The sequence below is a fragment of the Candidatus Saccharibacteria bacterium genome, assembly GCA_016191105.1.
GTDB lineage: Bacteria > Patescibacteriota > Saccharimonadia > CAILAD01 > BJGX01 > JACPPH01.
Genome location: JACPPH010000006.1, coordinates 37,354 through 57,306 on the forward strand (window position 1 = coordinate 37,354; position 19,953 = coordinate 57,306).

General features: G+C 49.9%; 20 protein-coding genes, 1 other RNA gene and 2 pseudogenes. 10 read left to right on the plus strand and 13 right to left on the minus strand.

Translation table 11 applies throughout. The features are described 5' to 3' along the window. Nucleotides 1–7: 7 nt before the first annotated feature. The 3 genes from HYX70_03360 to HYX70_03370 are packed head-to-tail and all read right to left on the minus strand — an operon-like array spanning nucleotide 8 to nucleotide 1,634. Complete coding sequence (locus tag HYX70_03360) at nucleotides 8–811, minus strand: hypothetical protein (GenBank protein ID MBI2798307.1); 804 nt, start codon at nucleotides 809–811, stop codon at nucleotides 8–10. Beyond that, nucleotides 811–1,167 carry a polymer-forming cytoskeletal protein gene (locus HYX70_03365; GenBank protein ID MBI2798308.1) on the minus strand — a complete coding sequence of 119 codons (357 nt, stop codon included), beginning with the start codon at nucleotides 1,165–1,167 and terminating at the stop codon, nucleotides 811–813. Before HYX70_03365 ends, HYX70_03360 begins: the two co-directional genes overlap by 1 nt. A gap of 11 nt (nucleotides 1,168–1,178) precedes the next feature. Then, entirely contained in the window at nucleotides 1,179–1,634 is a 456-nt protein-coding gene (locus HYX70_03370) for a DUF4446 family protein (protein MBI2798309.1), read from the minus strand. A 93-nt stretch (nucleotides 1,635–1,727) separates the two neighbouring features. On the opposite strand from HYX70_03370, the gene HYX70_03375 reads away from it, so the two are divergent. Beyond that, entirely contained in the window at nucleotides 1,728–2,072 is a 345-nt protein-coding gene (locus HYX70_03375) for a hypothetical protein (GenBank protein MBI2798310.1), read from the plus strand. Here the strand turns inward: HYX70_03375 and HYX70_03380 are convergent, their stop codons facing one another. The 5 genes from HYX70_03380 to HYX70_03400 form a co-directional block, all read right to left on the minus strand. Continuing rightward, nucleotides 2,073–3,569: a YifB family Mg chelatase-like AAA ATPase gene (locus HYX70_03380; GenBank protein ID MBI2798311.1), complete on the minus strand. Its 1,497-nt coding sequence runs from the start codon at nucleotides 3,567–3,569 to the stop codon at nucleotides 2,073–2,075. A 276-nt stretch (nucleotides 3,570–3,845) separates the two neighbouring features. Then, nucleotides 3,846–4,892, minus strand: a complete 1,047-nt coding sequence (locus HYX70_03385) for a 3-deoxy-7-phosphoheptulonate synthase (protein MBI2798312.1) — start codon at nucleotides 4,890–4,892, stop codon at nucleotides 3,846–3,848. A gap of 105 nt (nucleotides 4,893–4,997) precedes the next feature. Continuing rightward, entirely contained in the window at nucleotides 4,998–6,059 is a 1,062-nt protein-coding gene (galT, locus tag HYX70_03390; protein MBI2798313.1) for a galactose-1-phosphate uridylyltransferase, read from the minus strand. Between the two features lie 51 nt (nucleotides 6,060–6,110). Then, on the minus strand, nucleotides 6,111–7,346 hold the full coding sequence (locus tag HYX70_03395; protein MBI2798314.1) for a glycosyltransferase: 1,236 nt from the start codon (nucleotides 7,344–7,346) through the stop codon (nucleotides 6,111–6,113). Beyond that, nucleotides 7,343–8,509 carry a glycosyltransferase gene (locus tag HYX70_03400; protein ID MBI2798315.1) on the minus strand — a complete coding sequence of 389 codons (1,167 nt, stop codon included), beginning with the start codon at nucleotides 8,507–8,509 and terminating at the stop codon, nucleotides 7,343–7,345. Before HYX70_03400 ends, HYX70_03395 begins: the two co-directional genes overlap by 4 nt. Before the next feature lie 110 nt (nucleotides 8,510–8,619). Here HYX70_03400 and ssrA point away from each other — a divergent pair. After that, nucleotides 8,620–9,012, plus strand: a transfer-messenger RNA (tmRNA) gene (gene ssrA / locus HYX70_03405). 528 nt (nucleotides 9,013–9,540) lie between these two features. Here the strand turns inward: ssrA and HYX70_03410 are convergent. Next, nucleotides 9,541–9,873, minus strand: a pseudogene (locus tag HYX70_03410) (recombinase zinc beta ribbon domain-containing protein). Between the two features lie 204 nt (nucleotides 9,874–10,077). Further along, nucleotides 10,078–10,542: pseudogene (locus HYX70_03415) on the minus strand (recombinase family protein). A gap of 455 nt (nucleotides 10,543–10,997) precedes the next feature. On the opposite strand from HYX70_03415, the gene HYX70_03420 reads away from it, so the two are divergent. The 3 genes from HYX70_03420 (at nucleotide 10,998) to HYX70_03430 (ending at nucleotide 13,895) form a co-directional block, all read left to right on the plus strand. Further along, nucleotides 10,998–11,201: a helix-turn-helix transcriptional regulator gene (locus HYX70_03420; protein MBI2798316.1), complete on the plus strand. Its 204-nt coding sequence runs from the start codon at nucleotides 10,998–11,000 to the stop codon at nucleotides 11,199–11,201. A 152-nt stretch (nucleotides 11,202–11,353) separates the two neighbouring features. Further along, nucleotides 11,354–11,995 carry a hypothetical protein gene (locus tag HYX70_03425; protein ID MBI2798317.1) on the plus strand — a complete coding sequence of 214 codons (642 nt, stop codon included), beginning with the start codon at nucleotides 11,354–11,356 and terminating at the stop codon, nucleotides 11,993–11,995. A 19-nt stretch (nucleotides 11,996–12,014) separates the two neighbouring features. Next, nucleotides 12,015–13,895: a cation-translocating P-type ATPase gene (locus tag HYX70_03430; protein MBI2798318.1), complete on the plus strand. Its 1,881-nt coding sequence runs from the start codon at nucleotides 12,015–12,017 to the stop codon at nucleotides 13,893–13,895. Between the two features lie 233 nt (nucleotides 13,896–14,128). Here HYX70_03430 and HYX70_03435 read toward each other — a convergent pair whose 3' ends face one another. The 3 genes from HYX70_03435 to HYX70_03445 all read right to left on the minus strand — a co-directional run bounded on the left by HYX70_03435 (nucleotide 14,129) and on the right by HYX70_03445 (nucleotide 16,992). After that, nucleotides 14,129–15,028, minus strand: coding sequence for a hypothetical protein (locus HYX70_03435; protein ID MBI2798319.1), 900 nt, complete (start codon nucleotides 15,026–15,028; stop codon nucleotides 14,129–14,131). 118 nt (nucleotides 15,029–15,146) lie between these two features. Next, nucleotides 15,147–15,602, minus strand: a complete 456-nt coding sequence (locus tag HYX70_03440; protein MBI2798320.1) for a hypothetical protein — start codon at nucleotides 15,600–15,602, stop codon at nucleotides 15,147–15,149. A 301-nt stretch (nucleotides 15,603–15,903) separates the two neighbouring features. After that, on the minus strand, nucleotides 15,904–16,992 hold the full coding sequence (locus HYX70_03445) for a Fic family protein (GenBank protein ID MBI2798321.1): 1,089 nt from the start codon (nucleotides 16,990–16,992) through the stop codon (nucleotides 15,904–15,906). 348 nt (nucleotides 16,993–17,340) lie between these two features. Here HYX70_03445 and HYX70_03450 point away from each other — a divergent pair, with 348 nt between their 5' ends. The 5 genes from HYX70_03450 (at nucleotide 17,341) to purE (ending at nucleotide 19,953) form a co-directional block, all read left to right on the plus strand. After that, nucleotides 17,341–17,577 carry a hypothetical protein gene (locus HYX70_03450; GenBank protein ID MBI2798322.1) on the plus strand — a complete coding sequence of 79 codons (237 nt, stop codon included), beginning with the start codon at nucleotides 17,341–17,343 and terminating at the stop codon, nucleotides 17,575–17,577. An 11-nt stretch (nucleotides 17,578–17,588) separates the two neighbouring features. Then, on the plus strand, nucleotides 17,589–17,915 hold the full coding sequence (locus HYX70_03455; protein ID MBI2798323.1) for a hypothetical protein: 327 nt from the start codon (nucleotides 17,589–17,591) through the stop codon (nucleotides 17,913–17,915). Between the two features lie 271 nt (nucleotides 17,916–18,186). Continuing rightward, the gene (locus HYX70_03460) at nucleotides 18,187–18,567 is read left to right on the plus strand and encodes a hypothetical protein (protein ID MBI2798324.1); all 381 of its coding nucleotides are present in this window, start codon (nucleotides 18,187–18,189) and stop codon (nucleotides 18,565–18,567) included. 175 nt (nucleotides 18,568–18,742) lie between these two features. Continuing rightward, nucleotides 18,743–19,312: an MOSC domain-containing protein gene (locus HYX70_03465; protein ID MBI2798325.1), complete on the plus strand. Its 570-nt coding sequence runs from the start codon at nucleotides 18,743–18,745 to the stop codon at nucleotides 19,310–19,312. A gap of 182 nt (nucleotides 19,313–19,494) precedes the next feature. After that, a complete protein-coding gene (purE, locus tag HYX70_03470; GenBank protein MBI2798326.1) occupies nucleotides 19,495–19,953 on the plus strand; it encodes a 5-(carboxyamino)imidazole ribonucleotide mutase in 459 nt (152 codons plus the stop codon).

The following is a 19,953-nucleotide window of genomic DNA, read 5'->3' on the forward strand; positions in this document are numbered from 1 at the left end:
GAGTGGGCTAGAATTGATTACGTTCACGCAAACTAAGCTTTTTGACTATCAAACGGATTGGTTTTTTGGCTGGCTCTACATGCAGGGGCGAAGTAAATTCCATACCGTCTTGATCTGTTATCTTTGCGCCAGGCGAACTGAGCTCGAGCTTGGCGGCATGTATTCTAAATAGTAAGTTTTGGGTTGGCTCCTCGCTGTTATTTTTGAATTTGTGTCCAAACAAAAGGGCATCGCTGGGTTCTTTGGAGTGCCCGGATGGCCCAAACGCCGTAATCCCGATAGGTGTGGATTGTTGAAATTCATCGCCCGACAAGTTGCGCAACCTTAATCTCTGAACTGGACCATTAAGCTCGAGCTTATCTAATTGGCAGCTTACGTCGGCTCGATTACTACTTTTTATGGTGAATATCTTTTCAAACAATACTACGCCACCGTTGAATTTTAATAGCTGGCGAGGCTCAATCCGCCTTGATCTAGTCGATGTTACAGCCTCTTGCCAAGTTTTGATTTTCAGCGCCACCGCTAAACGACTATTGGCCGGCTCGATTGGTATATAGCCGTAAGCTGTCTCCGGCGGCAGAAAGCCACTAATGCTTAATAAACTTTCGAATGTTGTATCGTCACCGATGGCTATTAGAGTTTTACATTCAGCCGTTATATTGCCACGGAATTTAGGATTAGTTATTTGCTTGGTCGACGAAACAGACAGCTGTTTGCCCTCAATGCCACCAGAGCTAAGCTTGGCTATGATTTGAGCGAGTAATTCGTGTTGGGCGTCGCCCTTGGGTTCCTGGGCAATATAGCAGTACACTAACGCACCACCCGAACCATGCCGCTAACTAGGGCGTTTTTGTCGACCACCAGGGTAGAGCTTTGTAGTTCAGCCTGCACCTCGGCACTATTATGTACGGCAATCTCTTCTTTGGCGTAAGCCTTGCCCTGTAAGAACCCATCGATAATGATGGCTCTAGCGTTAATTTCGGCTTTGGCCCGACCGTTCTTGCCAATTTCTAACAGGCCAGATGAATTTATACTGCCACTAAAACTGCCGTCAATATGTACATCGGAGTTGGTATCAATGGCACCATGGCTCCTAACTCCAGCTGCAATCAGCACGTCGTTTTCGGACTGAAGGGGGGTGAGGGAGCGCTTTTTGCGGAACAACATTTTTATAACCGCTATTTTTGTAGCGCCGTAGTTAGAGCTTGCTTTTCTTCGCCTGACAGGTTACTTTTGCTGGTACCCTGGTGGATTTGCTTAGCATATACACGAGTTGTGTTGCGAGAGTGTACACCGGTTAGAACCACACCGTCATGATTACGATCTAGCAATGCTAAGGCAAAACTTTGATCGCCACCAGTATCGCCAAAAGGGTTGAATCGAATTAAGCCAAAGTTAGAAATGGCAAACTTTTGGTTTTTGTGCAACTTGGCGCAAAAAACCGCGAGCTCTTCGAGCTTTTGGTGGGCGTCTGTCACGGCTTTTGAGTAATTTTTTACCATTTCTTCAATCTGCTTTGCCTCGGCTCCCTTTAAAAACTGCCCGTATTTTTGTTGCAACTGCCACAATTGCCAGTAAGTAAAGCCCAATCCGCCTATCAACAAGATAATCAATATCGTTACGAACCACTCCATGGCACCCCCTAATTTATATCCGTATTATACTTACTACTAAGCTTGCTTGGCAACAAGATCCAACAATAGTATGATAGCCCCAAAGGAGAAACTATGGCTAAGAAAAAGAAGCATCGTAAAAAGTCAAAAGGCAAAGCGGCCAAACTGCAGCAAAAAAATACCGCCCAATTAGTAGATGGGGCAAAATCAAAGCAATCTGCCAAGAAAAGCGGCGCATCTGAGCTTAGCAACAGCTCAAGGCCAAGTAGCAGATCCAAATCATCTGTAGCCCAGACTAAACCAACAGTAGAAACCATCGGGCTAAACCAAGATGTTAAAGCCGACGTTAGGCTCAGCCTATCTCTTATAGGGGTTATAGTAGCAGCCTATACAGTATTGTGGTTAATCTTACAATATTCTAGCTTTGGTAAATTCATATATCAAATTATAAAGCTGTAATTACACCCTGTACTGTAGGGCCTCGCTAAAGTGCTCGGACTTGATTTGCTCCGAATCATTCATATCGGCAATCGTGCGACTAACTTTTAGAACACGTATATAGGCCCGGGCGGTTAAGTTCATGTTATTTAAGGCTTGGCGGGCGAGCAACTCTACATCTGAGTCTAGGCTACAATATTGCTTAATGTGCTTGTTGGTCATCTCGTTGTTGCTACTAAAAGGCTCATCTTGGAAGCGACTAATCTGTATCTGTCGAGCTTTCTCGACTCGACCTCTAACCGATCTGGATGGTTCTCCAGCCACTCCTGCCAGAAGTTCATCGTTTTTGAGTTTTTGAACCGGCACTACCAGATCGATTCTATCGAGCAATGGGCCCGAGACCTTAGTCTGGTAGCGATTGATTTGGGCTAGGCTACAGGTGCAGGCAGTTGAGCTGTCACCGCTAAAACCACAAGGGCAAGGGTTTTGAGCCGCTACCATTAGAAAGCGAGCCGGAAACTTATAGCTAGCACTGGCTCTGGCAACTGTTACCTGGCCTTCTTCGAGCGGTTGACGCAGCACCTCAAGCACATGACGTGGAAATTCTGGCAGCTCGTCTAGAAACAGCAGGCCACGGTGGGCCAAGCTGATTTCGCCAGGTTTGGGTGACTGACCGCCACCTATTAGAGCAATGTTGCTGGCGGTGTGGTGCGGGCTACGAAATGGGCGAGCGGTAATAATGTTGTCGGTTTGAACCCCAGCTAAGCTGTGAATGCTGGTGATCTCGAGCATTTCCTCGTAGCTAGGTGCTGGCAATATGCCAGCCAGGGCCTTGGCTAGTAAGGTCTTGCCGCTCCCAGGTGGGCCACTAAGCAAAATGTTGTGATTACCGCTGGCGGCTATTTCGACCGCTCGTTTAGCCTGAGCCTGGCCATAGATATTGCTCATATCGACTTCGCTTTCGTGGATTTTGCCAGATATGCCTTTGTGTCGTAAGGGGATAATTGCTTTCTCACCAATCAGGTGTTGGTAGAGTTGGCCAATGTCTTTTACAGGGTAGATGGTGATATCTTTAACCAGTGCAGCTTGCTCGGCAATCTCGGCTGCTATGTATAGCTCGCTAAGGCCACTCATTTTGGCGGCTTGGGCGGTGGCTAGGGCCCCGTTTACAGTTCTGGTAGAACCATCGAGAGCCAGTTCGCCATAAAAAGCCGAGGCTGGGCTAATGTGCTTAATTTGACCACTACTAGCTAGCAGGCTAACGGCAATAGCCAAGTCAAAACCGCTTCCGTTCTTGGGTAGATCGGCTGGCGCTAGATTAACTGTGATTCGCCGAGGAGGCAGGTGGAGATTGGCGTTCTTGAGTGCGCTCCTGACTCTTTCTTTGGCCTCGTCGACGGCTTTGTTGGCTAGACCCACGACTATGAAGGCTGGCAAGCCGTTATAAATGTCGGTTTCGACCTCAATGTGGTAGCTTGTAAGCCCAAAGTGGGCGATTGTATTAACTTTTGTTAGCATTTGAACCCCTTATAGGACGTTAACCTTGGACGAACTGCTGTGTTGCCTAGCTGTGCTACGGCTTCGCTGTAGGTTTACTACAACTCAGTCCGTTGCTCGCTAGCGCTTTGCACTTCATTCCAATTTTAACGTCCAAGTTTTGTTAGTCTTAAACCGAGGATATACAAACAAAATACGAACGTCAAGCATGGGCGACTTACTTTTTTGGTTATGAACGAAAAAACCCCACCAGGGGTTTTTTCGACCCAGTAGGGTTGCTAGGCAGCCACCCTTGCTTTAGCTGCTGAGTTGCTCGTAAGTGTATTCGATCATTTGCTCGGTTGTGCTCCAGTCCATGCAGGCGTCGGTAACCGAGAGTCCGTACTTGAGCTTAGTTCGGTCAACGGGTAGCTGGATAGGCTGTTTTCCAGCCTCAATGAAGCTTTCGACCATCAGACCCATCACATACTCACGAGTCCCCGGTAGAGAGTCCACGACTTCCCGCCAAACAGCCTCTTGCCTCACAGGATCACCGCCGCTTTGGGCGTGGCTGCAGTCGATCATTACCAGATCGATCAAATTTTCCTTGCGAAGGAGTGACGAGGCGCTGCGAACACTCTTGGGGCTGTAGTTCGGGCCGTTTTTGCCACCTCTGAGGATCATGAAGGTGTCGGGATTGCCGGAGGTGTGATGAACCGCGCTACGACCATCGCGATCCGGGCCGAAGAGGCTGTTGGAATCTTGAGTGGCGATCATGGCATCGACGGCCATCTCGATGTTGCCCGAGGTGCCGTTCTTGAAGCCCGGTGGCATTGATAGTCCGCTGGCCAGTGCTCTAGCTAGAGGACTCTCGGTGCTTCTAGCGCCAATGGCCGCTACTGACAGCAGATCACCAATGTATTGCGGGGTAACGGGATCAATCAGCTCAGAGCAGGTGGGCACACCCAGCGAGTTGATTTCCAGCAACAGACTGCGTGCTTGTCGCAAGCCCTCTTGGCCATCGTTCGAGCCGTCCATGTGCGGATCAACGATCAGCCCACGCCAACCCTTGCGAGTTCGGGGCTTCTCGAAGTAGACCCGCATGATGATCACCAGCCGGTCACCGAAACGTTTTATTAATGGCGCCAGACGTTTGGCGTAGTCCATGGCCGCCTCGATGTCGTGGATGGAGCACGGACCTACTATAAGCACTAGCCGATGATCCTGACGGTACATGATCCGCCGGAATGCCTGGCGAGCTGCTTCGACGGTTTCGGCCGCTGCGTCGGTCATCGGAAGTTCGATTGCCATCTGATTGGCGCTAATGAGTGGGGTGGTTTCTTTGATACGTAGATCGTAAAGCATATTGCTCTCCCTGTCGATTTGTGGGTGCGGTGGAAAGATCTTGGCAATTATGCTACTTTTGGCTAAAAAATGCAAGCATATGGAGGGGTTAAAATGACAATTGGACTAGGCTTTATACCACTTGGCAGCGCTCTCGGGCGGCACCGTATTGATTATCATCCCCGTGGCTACTTCAAAGCCGCCCCAAATAATGCTACGGCCGGTTACTTTGAGCACAAACCGGTGATGCTCACTAATGCCCTCTTCCAGATAGAAGTTAAAGCTAATTAGGTGTGGGCAGAGTCGGCCCATGAGTTTTTTGAGAATCTCAGCAGTGGTGCGCAGGTCGTCTTGGCTAAACTGAGTAAAGCTGGTAACGGGCGTTTTTGGCATAATCCAGGCCTCGAACGGCCACTGACTGGCGTAAGGGCAGAAGGCTATAAATTTGTCGTTCTCCCAGATTATGCGCTCGGCAGCATTTTGCTCGTAAGCGATTATGTCATTGAAAGGGTCGGAGTTCTTTTGGGTAAAATACTGTTCGATGGTTTGACTTTCAATCGTGAGCTTGGGTGGCATAACCGGAATAGCAAAAATCTGGCTGTGGGCGTGGGCCAGCGAGGCGCCGGCGCTATACCCGTCGTTATGAAAAACACTCACATACTCAATGGCTTTTTGGTTCTTGAGCACCCCAATCCGCTCCTGGAACACCTGCATAACCTTGGTAATCTGATTAACGCTTAAACTCGATAGCGGCCTATTACCCAATGGTGTGTCGATTACTATCTCTTGCATGCCGTAGGCTTGGGGGTTCATGGGGGTTAGAGCCGGAAACTTATTTTCGACTACCCGCACTTGCCAGCTCCCGTGCTCGTCGTTGAGATCGAACACCTTCTTTTCTAGGTGGAGCTTAGGACTATTAGCGGTCTCGATTAGCTTATGTTCTTCTATCCTAGTGTCGAAGGGCCGTTTGCCACGATTGGGGGCAATAATAACATAGTATTCGTGCAAGTAGTCGCGACGAATCTCGGTAGCTATGCCGGCAGTATCGAGCTTAATGCCGCTGTGCTGCGGATTGAGTTTTTGAGGGTTGGAATTCCCGTCATTCGGCCTATCAGAATTAACAGAAACAGCGCTCCGGTGGTGCACTTGTCGAGCATGCTTGGCCCCAACAGCTGACTTATTATTCATAGTTCTTATGGTAACAATTTTCTAGTCACTTTGAAAGCTAGCTAGCTCTGCTTAGATCAGCTGAGCATAGATATGTTCGAGCTTCTTGGCTTGTTGGCTCATGGTGATCTTTTTGGCTTCGGTGTGGGCCTGTTCACCAAACTTAATAGCCAGCTCGGGGTTGTGTATGAGCTTGCCGATTTTATTTGCCAAATCATGCACCGTAGCTTTGGCCAGCAAACCAGTTTTGCCATCGATAGTTAATGGTGATATTTCTGGATCACAAAATACTATCGGTTTTTTGCTGTAGGCCGCTTCGTTTATAACCAGTCCCTGAGTGTCGGTAAGAGAAGGAAAGGCGAATACATTGGCAGCTCTAAAGCAGGCAAAGGTCTCGGCTCGACCGAGTGAGCCGGTGAAAGTGGTTAGCTGGTCGATGCCCAAGTCTTCGCTTAAGCTTTCGAGCTGGCCGTAGTAGGGGCCATCGCCCACAATCAACAATCTGGATTGCGGCATGGCCTTTACATTGTGGGCAAAAGCTCGCAACAGCAGCTGAATGTTCTTTTCTTCACCCAAGCGGCCAACAAACAATACCACCGGCGCATCTGTATCTATGCCATATTGCTGGCGCGGCTCGAAGCTGGTATGCAGGCGCGCCTCTTCGGGATCAATACCCGTAGGCAAGATGTCTATGGGCGAATTCACATGATAGCTCTTGAGCTGTTCGGCCATCTTGACCGACGGTGCAATTATCTGATCGCACATATCATAAAAACTGGTCAACCCTTCGCGCACCACTTTGCGATTCCAGTGGCGGATTGGGCGACCAGGCTTAAGCGCACTCAGGGTATCCGAGTAGAGGCCACGGCTTTTTATAAACACCGGTGCCCAGAGTGCGGCAATGATTATTCCAGCCAACGCCCGTTTGTAAATTTTGATGTAACTTTCGATGTCGGTATGGTGGGTGATAACCGTTGGCAAATGATCCTCTCGAGCTATACGCAGTCCCAGGATGCCCATTTGGGCCGGGGTGTGAATGTGAACCAGGTCTAGGTTGTAAGACCGCACGCGTCGCACAATTGCCGGGGTAAACGGCATGGTGTCACGATAGTCCTCGTACCAAATGCTCGGGAACGAGCGAAAGCGCACAATATTCCTGGTTTCACGCCGGTTTTTACCGGGCGCACCAGGGCAAAATATAAACACCTCATGACCAAGTCGCCTTAGCTCCCGGGCAAACAGCTCAACCGACACGGCCACGCCATCGACTTGCGGGTAGTAGCGATCAGTAAAAAAGCCGATTCTCACTTGGCTACTACTTTCTGAAAGATGTTTTCGTATTTGTTGAGCATGGCGGTGTTGGAATGGTTTTTAACCACAATTTCGCGACTGGCTTTGCCAAACTTGTCGGCCCTGTCGGGGCTTTTTAAGATCTCGGTGATTTTTTCGGCCATCATGCCCGAGTTGTTCTCGGTAAATAGGTAGCCGTTGGCATTATTATGGACAAGTTCGTGCAGAGCGGCAACATCGACCGACACCACTGGTAGCCCACTAGCCATAGCCTCGAGCGTAACTATGCTTTGTAGCTCGGCTGGCGAGCTAATGGCAAACAGATTGGCACTGTTATAGATAAGCGGCTTGTCGGCCTCGTCTATGTAACCTGTAAATGTAACCGAGCTCTGGATGTTCAGCTTTTGAGCTAAATTTTTGAGCCGGTCCATAGCTATGCCAGAACCACATATAACCAAGTGGGCTGTTGTGTTTTTTAACACATGCGGCATAGATTTTAGCAAAATGTCGAGTCGTTTTTCGCCGTCCACCCGGCCGACGTATAGCACAATCGGTTTGTCGCTAGGAATTTTGTACTTTTGCAGGGTTTTTACAGATTTGGTTCGGGGTTTAAAGATGTCGGTGTCAACACCATTGGTCACGGCTTCGGCTGGCGTTTTGAGACCATATTTTTTTAGAAAACTTAAAGCCGTTGGGGTTGGAGTAGTTACAAATGTGGCCTTATTGTGAAATCGCACCAGCCAATGCCAATAAAAGGTGTGGAGCCGGCCGTATAAAAACTTTATGCCTTTTAGGTTTAGCAAAAAGTTCTCAGGCATTAGGTGATTGGTGGCTACTACGGGAACATCATGACGCCGAGCATAGCGCATGCTAGTACGCCCCAGCATAAAGGGGTTGTGAATGTGCACGATATCGGCTTTAGCACTGTTAAATACCTGGCGAGTATGGGTGGCGGGCACAAAACTAGCCTTGTACTTGGGGTTAAAAAAGAAGGTTACAGCTCGCTCTCGGTGGATTAGCGACTTGCCATCGTGCTGCTCGTAGCTGCGAAACTTTCTACCAGGAGCCCACACCTGAACCTGGTGGCCTCGACCGATTAGGCCCTGAACCAATCGGCGCTCAAACAAGGCCCCGCCATCGGCATTGGGCCAATAACTTTCACTTACCAGTAAAATCTTCATGCTTTGGCTTCTATTATCCCGATTTTTGGCCGGTTTGGCCAGCCCCAATCTGTAAATACACCACAAAAAGCTTGTGTTTTCGAGGGTTTTGTAGTATAGTCTTACATCTAGGGGCTGACTAGCTTCGACATTGAATCTTGAAATATACCTGCAGGCCGGGTTGGAATGCACGTTAGCCGTTCCGCCAAACCTTAAGTGGCAAAACACTTATGAGCAAACTGGTAAACGCTTTGCGCGTTGACAGCTTTGCACCAGCTTACGCTTAACCCGTGTAAGCCGCTGATTGTTCGACATCAGATAGAACCTGACGCGTCAACCATCTGATTGCTTTCCGGATAGCCCCTTCATATCTGGAATCAAGCCAAAGATAGGGGAAGCATGTGCTTGTTTTGTTGGTTTTCTTAGATAGCACAGCCTTCTAAAACACATCAAAGCTAACTACGCTTGTAGACGGTATATTGAAAGCTCGATGGACGAGGGTGCGATTCCCTCCAGCTCCACCAACAGGAACTTTCAGAATTTTTTGAGCCAGACGAAAGGACTGCCTCGCGGCTTCGCCGCTCGGCTAAGCCGCTTTGCGCAAGGCGCAAAGCGGCAGAATCCCACGGCTCGCCAAACGAAACGGAAACGGATTTGTCCAAAAGCATGGGGTTCGTTCCGATCTTTTGGACAAATACCTTGATTTCCCCGAAACTCTCGCTCTGCGAGAGTTTTTCGGCTTTATTCGCGTCTAAAATCCACGCTCGCAAGGGTTGGAGCCAATTCTTTCCCGTTCGTCCAAAATCCTCCAAATCGTTCGCAAGAGAAACTTTTTGCTTCAAAAGTTCTTCTTTTTTGGCGAGATAGTTTTCTTTGGGAATGTCGCCGTCAATGTAGGCGGAAACGAGCTTGTCTAGTTTCTCTTGCGTATCAGAAAGTTTGGATTTGAGATTTTGGACGAAAGATTGCGATGAGTGGATATCTTCTCTTTGCCATTCGTCTACTTGCTTTAGCATTTTCTCTGTCCACTCATCGCAAATAGCAACGCTTTTGAGCTGTGCCTTCAGTTGCGCGGCAAGATTGCTTTCTTGCACATATTTTTGTGAACACACGCCTTTCTTTTTAGTGCAACGATAGTAGCGATATATTCCGCCGCACTTGCCGCGCGAAAATTGCGCCGTGATCGCCGAGCCGCACTCTCCGCAAGTAAGCAGTCCGGTAAATGGAAAATCGTGGCGTTGTTTTGATTTGCGGGGTTTGGCACGGCGCAATAAGACATTCTGCACGGCTTCAAAAAGCGTTGCGGAAAGAATTGGCTCAAAGCGTCCCTCGTGATATTCGCCCTTATGCTTCACCAAACCTAAATATGCTTGATTGGTGAGCATTCGCGATATGGACGCTTTGGCAAGTGGCGTTCGGTGCCGAGTTTCCAAACCAAGTTCAGCCAAAAACTCCGCCATAGTTTCCAATGTATGCGTTCCTTTGGCGTATTCCTCAAACGCACGGACAATTACTTTGGATAATGTCGGGTGCGGTTCAATGGTGCGCGTTTTCGGATTATTCACATAACCAAAGGGCGCTTTGGTCAGCCACTCTCCGCGGCGGAGTTTTTGGCGGATACCGCGATTGATATTCTCCACGAGATTATCGCTGTAATATTTGGATTGACCGAACGCCACTTGCAACATGAACAATCCTTGCGGCGTGGGCTCAAACCAAAATGTCGGAAAGCGCAAAGAAACGATTTTTTGCGTGTCCACGAGATAAATCACTTTGCCGCCGTCCACAGAATTACGCGCCAACCTGTCGGGGTGCCATGCGAGTATTCCCACGCCGTCCATTTTTTCAATCTCGCTTATCATGGCGGCAAACATTTCTCGCCCCGGTTTCTTTGCGCTTTTCGCCTCTGTAAATTCTTGGAGAATTTCCACATTTTCTCTGCGCGCATATTCTCGTAGCTCAAAGAGTTGAGCTTCAATACTCATAATTTGGTGGTCGTCATCCTCCGTTGATTTCCGAGCGTAGAGAAAATATTTTGGTTTGAGCATATTCATATTTGAATTATTTTAGACGCGAATAAAGGTTTCCGTTTCGTTTGGCGAGCCGTGGGATTTTGCCGCTTTGCGCCTTGCGCAAAGCGGCTTAGCCGAGCGGCGAAGCCGCGAGGCAGTCCTTTCGTCTGGCTCAAAAAATTCTGAAAGTTCCTGTTGGTGGGATATTCTAAACTTTGCGCGAAACTATTTTGAAGGGAACTAGCCCGCCTCCGCTTCGCTCCGGCGGAACGCTCGGGCGCGGCGGAATTCCCCCCACACCCCCCTTCCGCCGCGCCCTCGCTTTGAAAGCCGCCGCGCAGAAAATTCAGAAAAGAAAAGTGGTGTCGTGTTTGCCCCGCCCACCCATGCGCACACGACATCAATTTTGCTCCCCGAAACTACTGTAGCATAATTGGTCGCCATAGACTAATTGTATAACATCTGCTAAAATTCTTGCAAGAGCGATAATTTCCTTTATGGCGAACGAAATTACAAAATTCGGTAAAAAGGTCAAAGAAATACGCTTGAAAAAGCGAATGTCGCAAGGCGACATCGCAAGAATTTTGGGCGTTCATAGGAGCTATATCAGTGGCCTAGAGCGCGGTATTCGCAACCCATCTCTTTTAACGGTTCAAAAAGTGGCTAAAGCGCTAAAAGTGAACGCAAAAGATTTAATATAAAGCTTTACCCTCGGCATATGAAAACGAAACTGAAGAAACTGAAGATCGGAATATGGACGTTTATTGTTGTGGCGCTTTTAGTTGCGGCAAAATTTCTGATTCACGCCTGGGGGCTCGAATACTTCTCGCTTAACGCCCTCTTTACGAGCGCGATCGCGGGAGCGATCTTCATCATGGGTTTCCTGCTTGCTGGAATTATGGCCGATTATAAGGAGGCGGAAAAAATTCCGGTGGAGCTTCGTTCGTCTCTTGAGAATATTTGGGAGGAGGGAAAGTTCTTCAGCCGTGATAAAAGAGAGTTCAATCTCTCAAAACTTAATGACACCTTACTCTCAATAGTCCGGAATTTCTTTAAAGGCCTCGGGCACGAGGGCGACCACTACCGGCTCGATCCGTGCGTTGCGTCAGTCAACGAGCTTTCGGAGTCGTTTGGACAAATGGAAAAGCTTGGCATGCCACCCAACTATATCGTCCGGCTCGAGGGCGAGCAGGCCTCGGTACGCCGCCAGGTGCTGCGTGTCTATCATATCCAACGCACGCAATTCCTGCCTTCGGCACACATACTTGCAGAATCCCTCGCGCTCGGAATGGTGTTCCTGCTCCTCTTTGTCAAAACGGAAGGATCGCCGGAGTCTATCGTGCTATTCGGATTCATATCGTATCTGTTCCTCTACGTCCGGCAACTCATTCGCGTTCTTGAGAAGCCGTTCAGGCAGGGCGATAATACGCTCGACGACGTGAGCCTATTTCTCTTGAAAAAGTTTGAGAAGGAATTGTCAGGACATACGGCATGATTTGCGAGTTGTGCGTTTTATGAAAATTGCAAACGACCAAAAGAAAAGTAATCACCTGGAATGGATACTGACGGCGATTGCCGCCGGCACCTTCGTCGCGGGAATTTTTTTCAGTGTAATCAAATTGCCTCTGGCAGACTGGTTTTATTATATATCCTTGCTAGCTGGTGGGTTGCCAGTGGCAAGAGCGGCGACACGAACTCTCCTCCGGCGGAAAATATCAATTAATGTACTGGTAACCATCGCAGCTATCGGAGCGCTGTATCTTGGACAAATCGCCGAGGCGGCGGCAGTGATGTTTTTCTTTGCTTTGGCGGAATCATTTGAAAAATTTGGCAAAGCGCGTTCGCAAAAAGCTATAGCCGCACTGCTGGAGAGATCGCCGAAACTCGCCCGCCTGCAGGATGGCCGAGAAGTCGCGGTCGAAAAGGTTGGCGTCGGCGAAACCATAAAAATTCTGCCCGGCGACCTTATCCCTCTGGACGGGATAGTCAGCGGAGGCGACTCCGCAGTCGATGAAGCGGCTATTACCGGTGAAAGCGTCCCGAAGGAAAAGTATGCGGGACAAACGGTATTTGCCGGCACTATGAACGAAAACGGCTATCTGGAAGTCAGAGTTACGAAAACCGCTTCCAATACCACACTTTCTAAAATAATTGTGCTTATCCAGCAGGCGCAAAAGTCCAAGCCTGAAATGCAGGAATTTCTGGACAGGTTTGCCAGCTTCTATATTCCAGCCGCTCTAGCTCTCGCGGCGCTTGTGGTTATTGTGCCGACCGTGTTTTTCGGACAGCCGTTTAGTCCCTGGCTTACCACGGCCCTGATTTTACTGGTTTTAGCCTGCCCGGATGCGCTGGTGGTGTCGGCTCCTGTGGCAGTGGCTGCCGCCATGGGCGGAGCTTCGCGCAGAGGAGTATTAATAAAGGGCGGCAAATTTCTAGAGTCTTTAAGCAAGGTTAAAGCGTTTGCATTTGATAAGACCAAGACGCTTACTGAAGGGAGTTTGAAAGTGGCCGAAGTCATAACTATGCATGGAGCAAGTGAGGAAGAAGTTTTGTCTGATGCCGCAGGACTAGAAAAATTCTCATCTCATCCATTGGCGGCTACCATTCAAAAATATGCTGCCGACAAGGGCGTCTCCGTTCATGATATGGAAGATTTCAAAAACATTCCCGGACGTGGAGGCTTGGCTAATTGCATGGTTTGTCCAACAAAAGATCATGCCATTGGTAATTTGCAACATATCGGCGCAAGTATCAAGGTATGCAAGGATGTTTTGAAGGAAGTTGAGAGAATGGAATCGCTTGGCATGACAACGGTCATTGTCAGCGAAGGCCCCAAAGTGATAGGGATCATAGGCATCACTGACCGCCTGCGCCAAGAATCTAAAAACGTTATCACCTCGCTTAATTCGCTTGGAGTCACACCGGTTATGCTTACGGGCGATAATGAACGGGCCGCCCGTCATATAGCGGAGCAAATAGGAATTAACGAAGTTCATGCGGCCTTGCTTCCTGATCAAAAAGCCGAACTGGTGAGAGTATTGCAGCAAAGGTATGGAAAAGTCGCCATGGTGGGAGACGGCGTAAATGATGCGCCATCTTTGGCGCGGGCTGATGTAGGCATAGCGATGGGCGGAGGCGGGTCGGATGTTGCAATCGAGACAGCTGATGTCACTTTGATGAACGATGCCCTAGGCACTATTCCTTACCTGCTTAGATTAGGACGCCAAACCTTCAGCGCAGTGAAGCAGAATGTATATGGCTCGCTTGCAGTAAAGGGTGTGATCCTTCTGCTCGGCTTATTTGGTCTGGTGCGGCTTGATGTGGCTGTGGCAGTTGATGCGGGCGCAGCCATAGTGGTTATATTGAATGGCCTACGATTGTTTAATGCGAAGTAAATACCAAAATGAATTTGCGGCGTGCCAGCTTCGCTGGCCTGAATGGCGGCGGCTTTCAAAGCGAGGGCGCGGCGGAAGGGGGGTGTGGGGGGAATTCCGCCGCGCCCGAGCGTTCCGCCGGAGCGAAGCGGAGGCGGGCTAGTTCCCTTCAAAATAGTTTCGCGCAAAGTTTAGAATATACCCCTCCGGAGCTTCGCAGATATTGCTTGCAAAGCCCAAAAGGGGGGCGGTGGTCACGATTGGAGGGCCGTGGCCAGGTTGGAGGCGAGGTTGCGGATGGCCTGCTTGCCGTCGTCGGTGATGATCGGGATCGACCGCGAGTAGCTGCTCTCGGTTGCCAGACCGATGTTGAAGTTGATCTTCGGTACCTCGTACTCGACTGGCTTTTCAGGTTCGTGACGGTTCTTGTTCTCCCGGAGTCCGGTCATCATCGAGGCGTGGGTCTGCCAGGCCGGCATCTCGTCCTCGAGCTGCCATGGCTGGACGATGCCGCCGAGGCTCAACGCCACTTCGTAGTCGCCGACCTGGAATCGGGGGCGACCGAAGTGACGCAGGGGGCCTCCGCGCTCTTCCGTCATGATCTGCTCGACGATCTGCTCACTCGTGCACTCGGCTCCGATCGTCGTCAGGTTGATGCTGATGACCTCGAAGTCGAAGGTGACAAGCTCGCTGTCGGGCTCGACCTGTGCGGTGACGTCGATGTGCTGAACTGCGCGGTCGATCTGGAGGGACTCGGCGAGCCCCACCTCGACCTGGTCACCGACGTAGGCGGCACTGAGATGCAGCAAGAACCAGGTGTCGTCCAGCTTCTGGACCTCGACGGTGGTCTTGAAGAACCGACCAACGCCGTCGTAGTCGTAGTGGTAGCTGTACGAGCCCACCGCTTCGATGCCGGCGTCGATCTTGGTGAAGAGGTCGGTCAGGAACCGATCGTCTCCACCATACATCTCCTCGACGAGCGGCTTCAACAACGCGATCCCGACGCCACCATCCTGGATCAGCTTCTTCTCGGTGGCATTCGACCCGGCCGTCTGGCCAGAGGCGAAGAGTCGGAGTGCGTTGCGAACGGCCTCGATCCCTTCGAGTGGGATGCCGCTCAGGTATTCCGTGGTATTGACGGTGAGGAAGCTCATGGCTTCACTCCTTCCTGTAGGTGTGGGGTGCGACCGCTTTCACGGCCCTAGACTTACTAGAGATGCTGACAATGTTACCATAAGTAATTTAGTTTGTCAATACCCTGGTGTTAATCCCTTATCGGAGTACTGGTGATCCGTTGAGCTTCCATCTGTTGTATTCGGGAGTTAGTATTTCTCTCCAGTAGGCAGCGTTTTCGAGTATTAGGTGTAAATTATTGCGTATTCGCTCCACCATGGGAGACTCAGAGTCATTTTCTGGGTCTTTTTTGGTACTTGCTAACCTGATAAGTGGACTAATTTGCTGGGTGTAAACTTTTCCATCTTTTTTAACTACAAAATCCTGTGGAAATACCAATTGTTTACACCTCAAGCCTATCATCGTGTGGTTCAACTGCCAGTACTTTTTAGTCATGTTGTTGATAAAGCCGATGGAGAAGTGTACAAACTCCGATAGATCCTTTTCTACGTTCTTGACCCCATTAATCTCTTTTTTGTTTTCAACAAGGCTCTGTTTTACCTTTTCGATTGCTTGTTTAGTATAGTCAGCGAGTTCGGGACTATTTGCCAACAAGGTTATTAGCCTACTTTCTGTTCCTGAAGCTCAATAGACCGCGTCTCGAGCCGTTTAAGATACTCAAGCTTAGTTTGTTGTCTCTGACGCCAAACTGTATCAAGGGTGGTCTCTAGATCCGTACAGCCCAAGGAGAAGGCTTCATCCAGCTTATCTAAGACCGATTTAGTCATAACACTGGGGCTAGTCATAGTACCTACGGTATACTCCTGTATAGCGTACTACGGGCAAATTTGAAGACATCCAAAGAGACTCCTTTATCTTGTAAGTAGGGGCGGTAGGTGATAACTAACCCAACCTTCTAGCTTATTAGAGTTAGTAGTTTTGGAAAATAGTAGACAGTGGCACCCTTTGTGCCTCTAACAGATCTTATGGAATCGATCACCCTATCTTCTAATAATCTGTTAACCAAGGAACTGGCAGTAATTCTAGAGATTTTCAGTGTCTTTATTACATGGGAGATTTGGAATACTGGTGTTTCAAATATCATGTTAACCATTCTGTTCATATTGGGGGATTGTGAACCTTCGTACCTATCAAGCAATATCTCATTTAGCTTGGTTATCTTTTCTACAAGACTGATCGATATGCCACACTGTTCCTTTAAGGATTCCAGGAAGAATATTATCCAAGGGGTGATGTCGCCAGTTGTGTCAACATAGTGAAGCATCTGACGGTATTCCTTTGCTTTTTTCTCGAAGTATTCACTGGTGTAAAGGACGGGGGCAGAAAGTGCACCCTGGTATTGAAGAAGGGCAGGGATTAACATTCTACCAATTCTTCCATTCCCATCCTCAAATGGGTGGATAGCCTCAAACTGATAGTGGAAGATTGCAGTTTTTATCAAGGGCGTCTCATCTGTGGAGTTAAAATAGTCAACCAGATTATCCATATATCCTTCCACAGCGGTGTAGAAAGGTGGAACATAGGTAGCTTTTTGTATGGAAGTGCTCTTGTTTTTACCTATCCAAACATCTTTTGACCTAAATTTACCAAGAGCTCCGTTATGAGGGGTTCTATGTAAGAGAACATAGTGAAGTTGACGTATCTGGTATTTTGAAATGCCGCCCTTTTGATCTTTTATCTTCATAGCAAGACGCATCGCATCACGATAATTTGCAACTACGATGGTATCTTGTTGGGGCGCTTTGCCTGTTGCGTCAAGAATGAAAACATCCTTAGAATCGGTGATTGTACCTTCTATCTTGGAGCTTAGAGAAGCCTCTCTTGTTAGTAGGGGCTTTATCAAGTGTTCTGCATTAGATATTTTACTGTGTGCAGTTTGGAGCATACCTAATGCATACGAAGCTTCCGCTAACTGCCGGTAGTACTTGCTGGGATCAAGATTTTTTAAGGGTAAGTATGATGGTTGACCGTATTTTACATTCATGATATATAACTTTCTATGAATATTATACATCATACATTATGTTTGTATATACACTATATATCTTTTCTTGGAGAAGGTACTATGTGGGTGTCATTCCCTCAACGGAGTAGAGCAGATCTGTCGAGCTTATACCTCTCATAATCCGAGTACAGCAGTTCTCTCCAGTAGGTTATGTTTTCAGATAAAGCTTGCCAACTTTTTGCTATCCTCTCCACCAAAGAAAGATCAGATTAAACCTGGTCTCTTTTTTGATTGACAAATATACTTTAATCTTATAAAATAGTGGCGTTCTTGAATCTGTCGTCTGGTGAACCATTCACCACAGATTCAGAAGAAAGCAGGTCTACAATGGGTGCACGAAATGCAGCCGACGACCCAACCAAGAAACCCCTCCACGCCTACCTGAGCAAAAAAGCTCACGATGCTTGGCAGGAGGCGAGCGATGAAGCTGGTGTGAGCATGTCCGCTCTTCTAGAGGCCATTGGCCTTAGTTGGGCGGAAAAGCCACCGACAGAAGACGCTGAGTGGTTCGACGCCATCGCAGGCCGGGCGCGCAAAATCGATACCTTTCGTCGCCGGCGCTAGAGGAGGAGCTCATGGCAACCACGCTATTGTTCAAGGCCGGCCAGCAAGTAATCTGGAACCCGACACTCGATGGCAACAAACAGCTTGCAGAGCTCCAGCGCGCATACAGCGCAGGGCCGTTCAGGGTGGTTGAGGTGCGTTCTTGCGGTCAGTCACCTTGCAACTGTGGCAGCCCACCTGGCTACCCGCATAGTTCGAGCTGCCCCAAGGGACTCGGTCGGTTGCTCGGTCACCCCCAGTGGCTAATCTTGACCGATCTGCAAGGCCGACCCATCAACAGCTGCTTCCACGACATGGGTCCGGTGCAACTTTCGGGCCGCTGGTTCGCAGCAACCTGAGCCAAACACAACTACAAGGAGGGAATACCCACGGAAAAGACCACGCGGTCCACCAGTCCGTGGGTCTTTTCGTTTATAGAACAAGCCGTTGTGGTACTGACCTCTCTATATCTGCACAGCCTTGCTTTTAAAAGAATAGACCGACTAAGGCCTTGCTATAAGCTAGTAGTCATTTTTTTTGTACAGATTGACTTTTTAACTACAAAGGACAACAATAATAGCAACTTGTCCGAAAGGCGGACTTGTAGCTCCAGGAAGGTGGTTAGCGACCATGTCCAAGATAGCAACCGAAAGTCGGGTGCAGAAGGCAAAGCCTTCGCGCCACGGCGTGCCAACCAGGGAGAGCATGATCGGCGACATCGTCGACGAACTGGGATGCAGCCTCGACGACGCGAACCTCACCGTCACGATCATCGACCGGATCGGCGCGAAGCTGCGAGCCGGCCAGAGCCGGGTGCAGATCGACACCTGGGCCGAGTTCAACGCTGTGCATCCTTTGCTCAACCAGATCATGCCGCCCGGGCAACGAGCGCCCCAGGCCGGCACTCTGCACGCCAAGGCCAACGCCTACGCCAGCCGTGACAAGCAAGTCGCACTGGTGCACGTCGGCAGCAAGAACTGCATCATCATCGCCGACGACGTCGTCGTCTGATCGGCAACATCTCGATCATCTAGCGCTTCGCCGCGCGAATGGGGCATCCCTCTACGCCCCCGACAGAGCCCTCGCTCCCGCCGGGGGCTTTGTCGTTACATTTGTTATAATAATGGCTGAGATCTATAGGGCGGCCAACAGGCCGCTTATCCGTTCCAAGACAAGGGAGAGGGACATGACCCGACCATATCGAATCCAGGTCGTATCTGTAGGTGTGGGCAAATCGCAGGTGATTGGCGCCAAGCCAAGCGGAGAGGAATGGTCTTCGGCCATTCACAAGGAGCCTGTCAGCTCTCGTAGCCTATGGGTTGATCGCAACGGCCTCGAAGGGGATACCCAGGTAGACAGGAGGGTGCACGGTGGTGACGACAAGGCAGTGTATGCATATCCTAGCGAGCACCTAAAGGCGTGGGCTGAGGAAGTCGGTCGTGAGATCACCGCGGCTGAGCTAGGAGTGAACCTGCTAGTAGAGGGTGTGACAGAAGAGACTGCGAGGATCGACGACAAGTGGTGGTGGAACGGTGTAAGGCTGATCATCACCAAGCCCCGTCAGCCCTGCAACACTCTGAGACATCACACCGGGATTCAAGACATCCGGCTGAGGATGAAAAACAACGGTTTCTGTGGCTGGTATCTGAGGGTGCTGCAGCCGGGCAGGGGTCTCACCAGCGGTGACATCTCAGTTACCCCTGGTTATGGGCCGACAGTTGCCGAGGTCTTTGCTGGAAAGACCTTCGAAACCTAAGGACACCACGCAGGCGCGTAGAGGTCTTCACAAGCCGTCAGAAGGGTGACAACAGTCGCTTTTCGGGCGGCTGTTGTTATTTATAGAGGCTTTGCATATAATATACGAGACAACGGGCGGGCAAATCAGCCCGCTTTTTGCGAATTGACCCCACAAGTGAATCGAAAGAAGGAGGGCCTGTCATGGCCAAACCAAAAGTAGCAGTCCTGATGGGCTCGCCCAACGACATGGACAAGATGAAGCCGGCGGCCGACACACTGGAGCGCTTCGGACTTGAGGCCGATGTGCGGGTGCTGTCCGCTCACCGTAACCCCGATCAGGTGGTGGAGCTGGTGAGCACCGCACGTGAGAACGGCTACGCGGCACTCATCTGCGGTGCTGGCATGGCGGCTCATCTGGCCGGCGTATGCGCCGCCCACACCACCTTGCCGGTGGTGGGGGTCCCCTTGAGCGGTGGTGCTCTGAACGGCGTCGATGCGCTCTACAGCACTGTACAGATGCCCAAGGGGATCCCGGTGGCCACCGTGGCCATCGATGGTGCCATGAACGCCGCCCTACTGGTGGCGGAAATGCTGGCCATCACCGACGAGACCCTGCAGGACACTCTCTACTTGTATCGCCAAGAGCTCGCCAACAAGTAG

Excerpts from the sequence above, each read along its gene's own strand:
- HYX70_03375 (MBI2798310.1), top strand. The coding sequence starts at position 1,728 with ATGGCTAAGAAAAAGAAGCATCGTAAAAAGTCAAAAGGCAAAGCGGCC.
- HYX70_03370 (MBI2798309.1), bottom strand. The coding sequence starts at position 1,634 with ATGGAGTGGTTCGTAACGATATTGATTATCTTGTTGATAGGCGGATTG.
- HYX70_03465 (MBI2798325.1), top strand. The coding sequence starts at position 18,743 with ATGACCCGACCATATCGAATCCAGGTCGTATCTGTAGGTGTGGGCAAA.
- HYX70_03435 (MBI2798319.1), bottom strand. The coding sequence starts at position 15,028 with ATGAGCTTCCTCACCGTCAATACCACGGAATACCTGAGCGGCATCCCA.
- HYX70_03385 (MBI2798312.1), bottom strand. The coding sequence starts at position 4,892 with ATGCTTTACGATCTACGTATCAAAGAAACCACCCCACTCATTAGCGCC.
- HYX70_03445 (MBI2798321.1), bottom strand. The coding sequence starts at position 16,992 with ATGAATGTAAAATACGGTCAACCATCATACTTACCCTTAAAAAATCTT.
- HYX70_03430 (MBI2798318.1), top strand. The coding sequence starts at position 12,015 with ATGAAAATTGCAAACGACCAAAAGAAAAGTAATCACCTGGAATGGATA.
- purE (MBI2798326.1), top strand. The coding sequence starts at position 19,495 with ATGGCCAAACCAAAAGTAGCAGTCCTGATGGGCTCGCCCAACGACATG.
- HYX70_03450 (MBI2798322.1), top strand. The coding sequence starts at position 17,341 with ATGGGTGCACGAAATGCAGCCGACGACCCAACCAAGAAACCCCTCCAC.
- galT (MBI2798313.1), bottom strand. The coding sequence starts at position 6,059 with ATGAATAATAAGTCAGCTGTTGGGGCCAAGCATGCTCGACAAGTGCAC.
- HYX70_03400 (MBI2798315.1), bottom strand. The coding sequence starts at position 8,509 with ATGAAGATTTTACTGGTAAGTGAAAGTTATTGGCCCAATGCCGATGGC.
- HYX70_03380 (MBI2798311.1), bottom strand. The coding sequence starts at position 3,569 with ATGCTAACAAAAGTTAATACAATCGCCCACTTTGGGCTTACAAGCTAC.
- HYX70_03365 (MBI2798308.1), bottom strand. The coding sequence starts at position 1,167 with ATGTTGTTCCGCAAAAAGCGCTCCCTCACCCCCCTTCAGTCCGAAAAC.
- HYX70_03455 (MBI2798323.1), top strand. The coding sequence starts at position 17,589 with ATGGCAACCACGCTATTGTTCAAGGCCGGCCAGCAAGTAATCTGGAAC.
- HYX70_03420 (MBI2798316.1), top strand. The coding sequence starts at position 10,998 with ATGGCGAACGAAATTACAAAATTCGGTAAAAAGGTCAAAGAAATACGC.
- HYX70_03460 (MBI2798324.1), top strand. The coding sequence starts at position 18,187 with ATGTCCAAGATAGCAACCGAAAGTCGGGTGCAGAAGGCAAAGCCTTCG.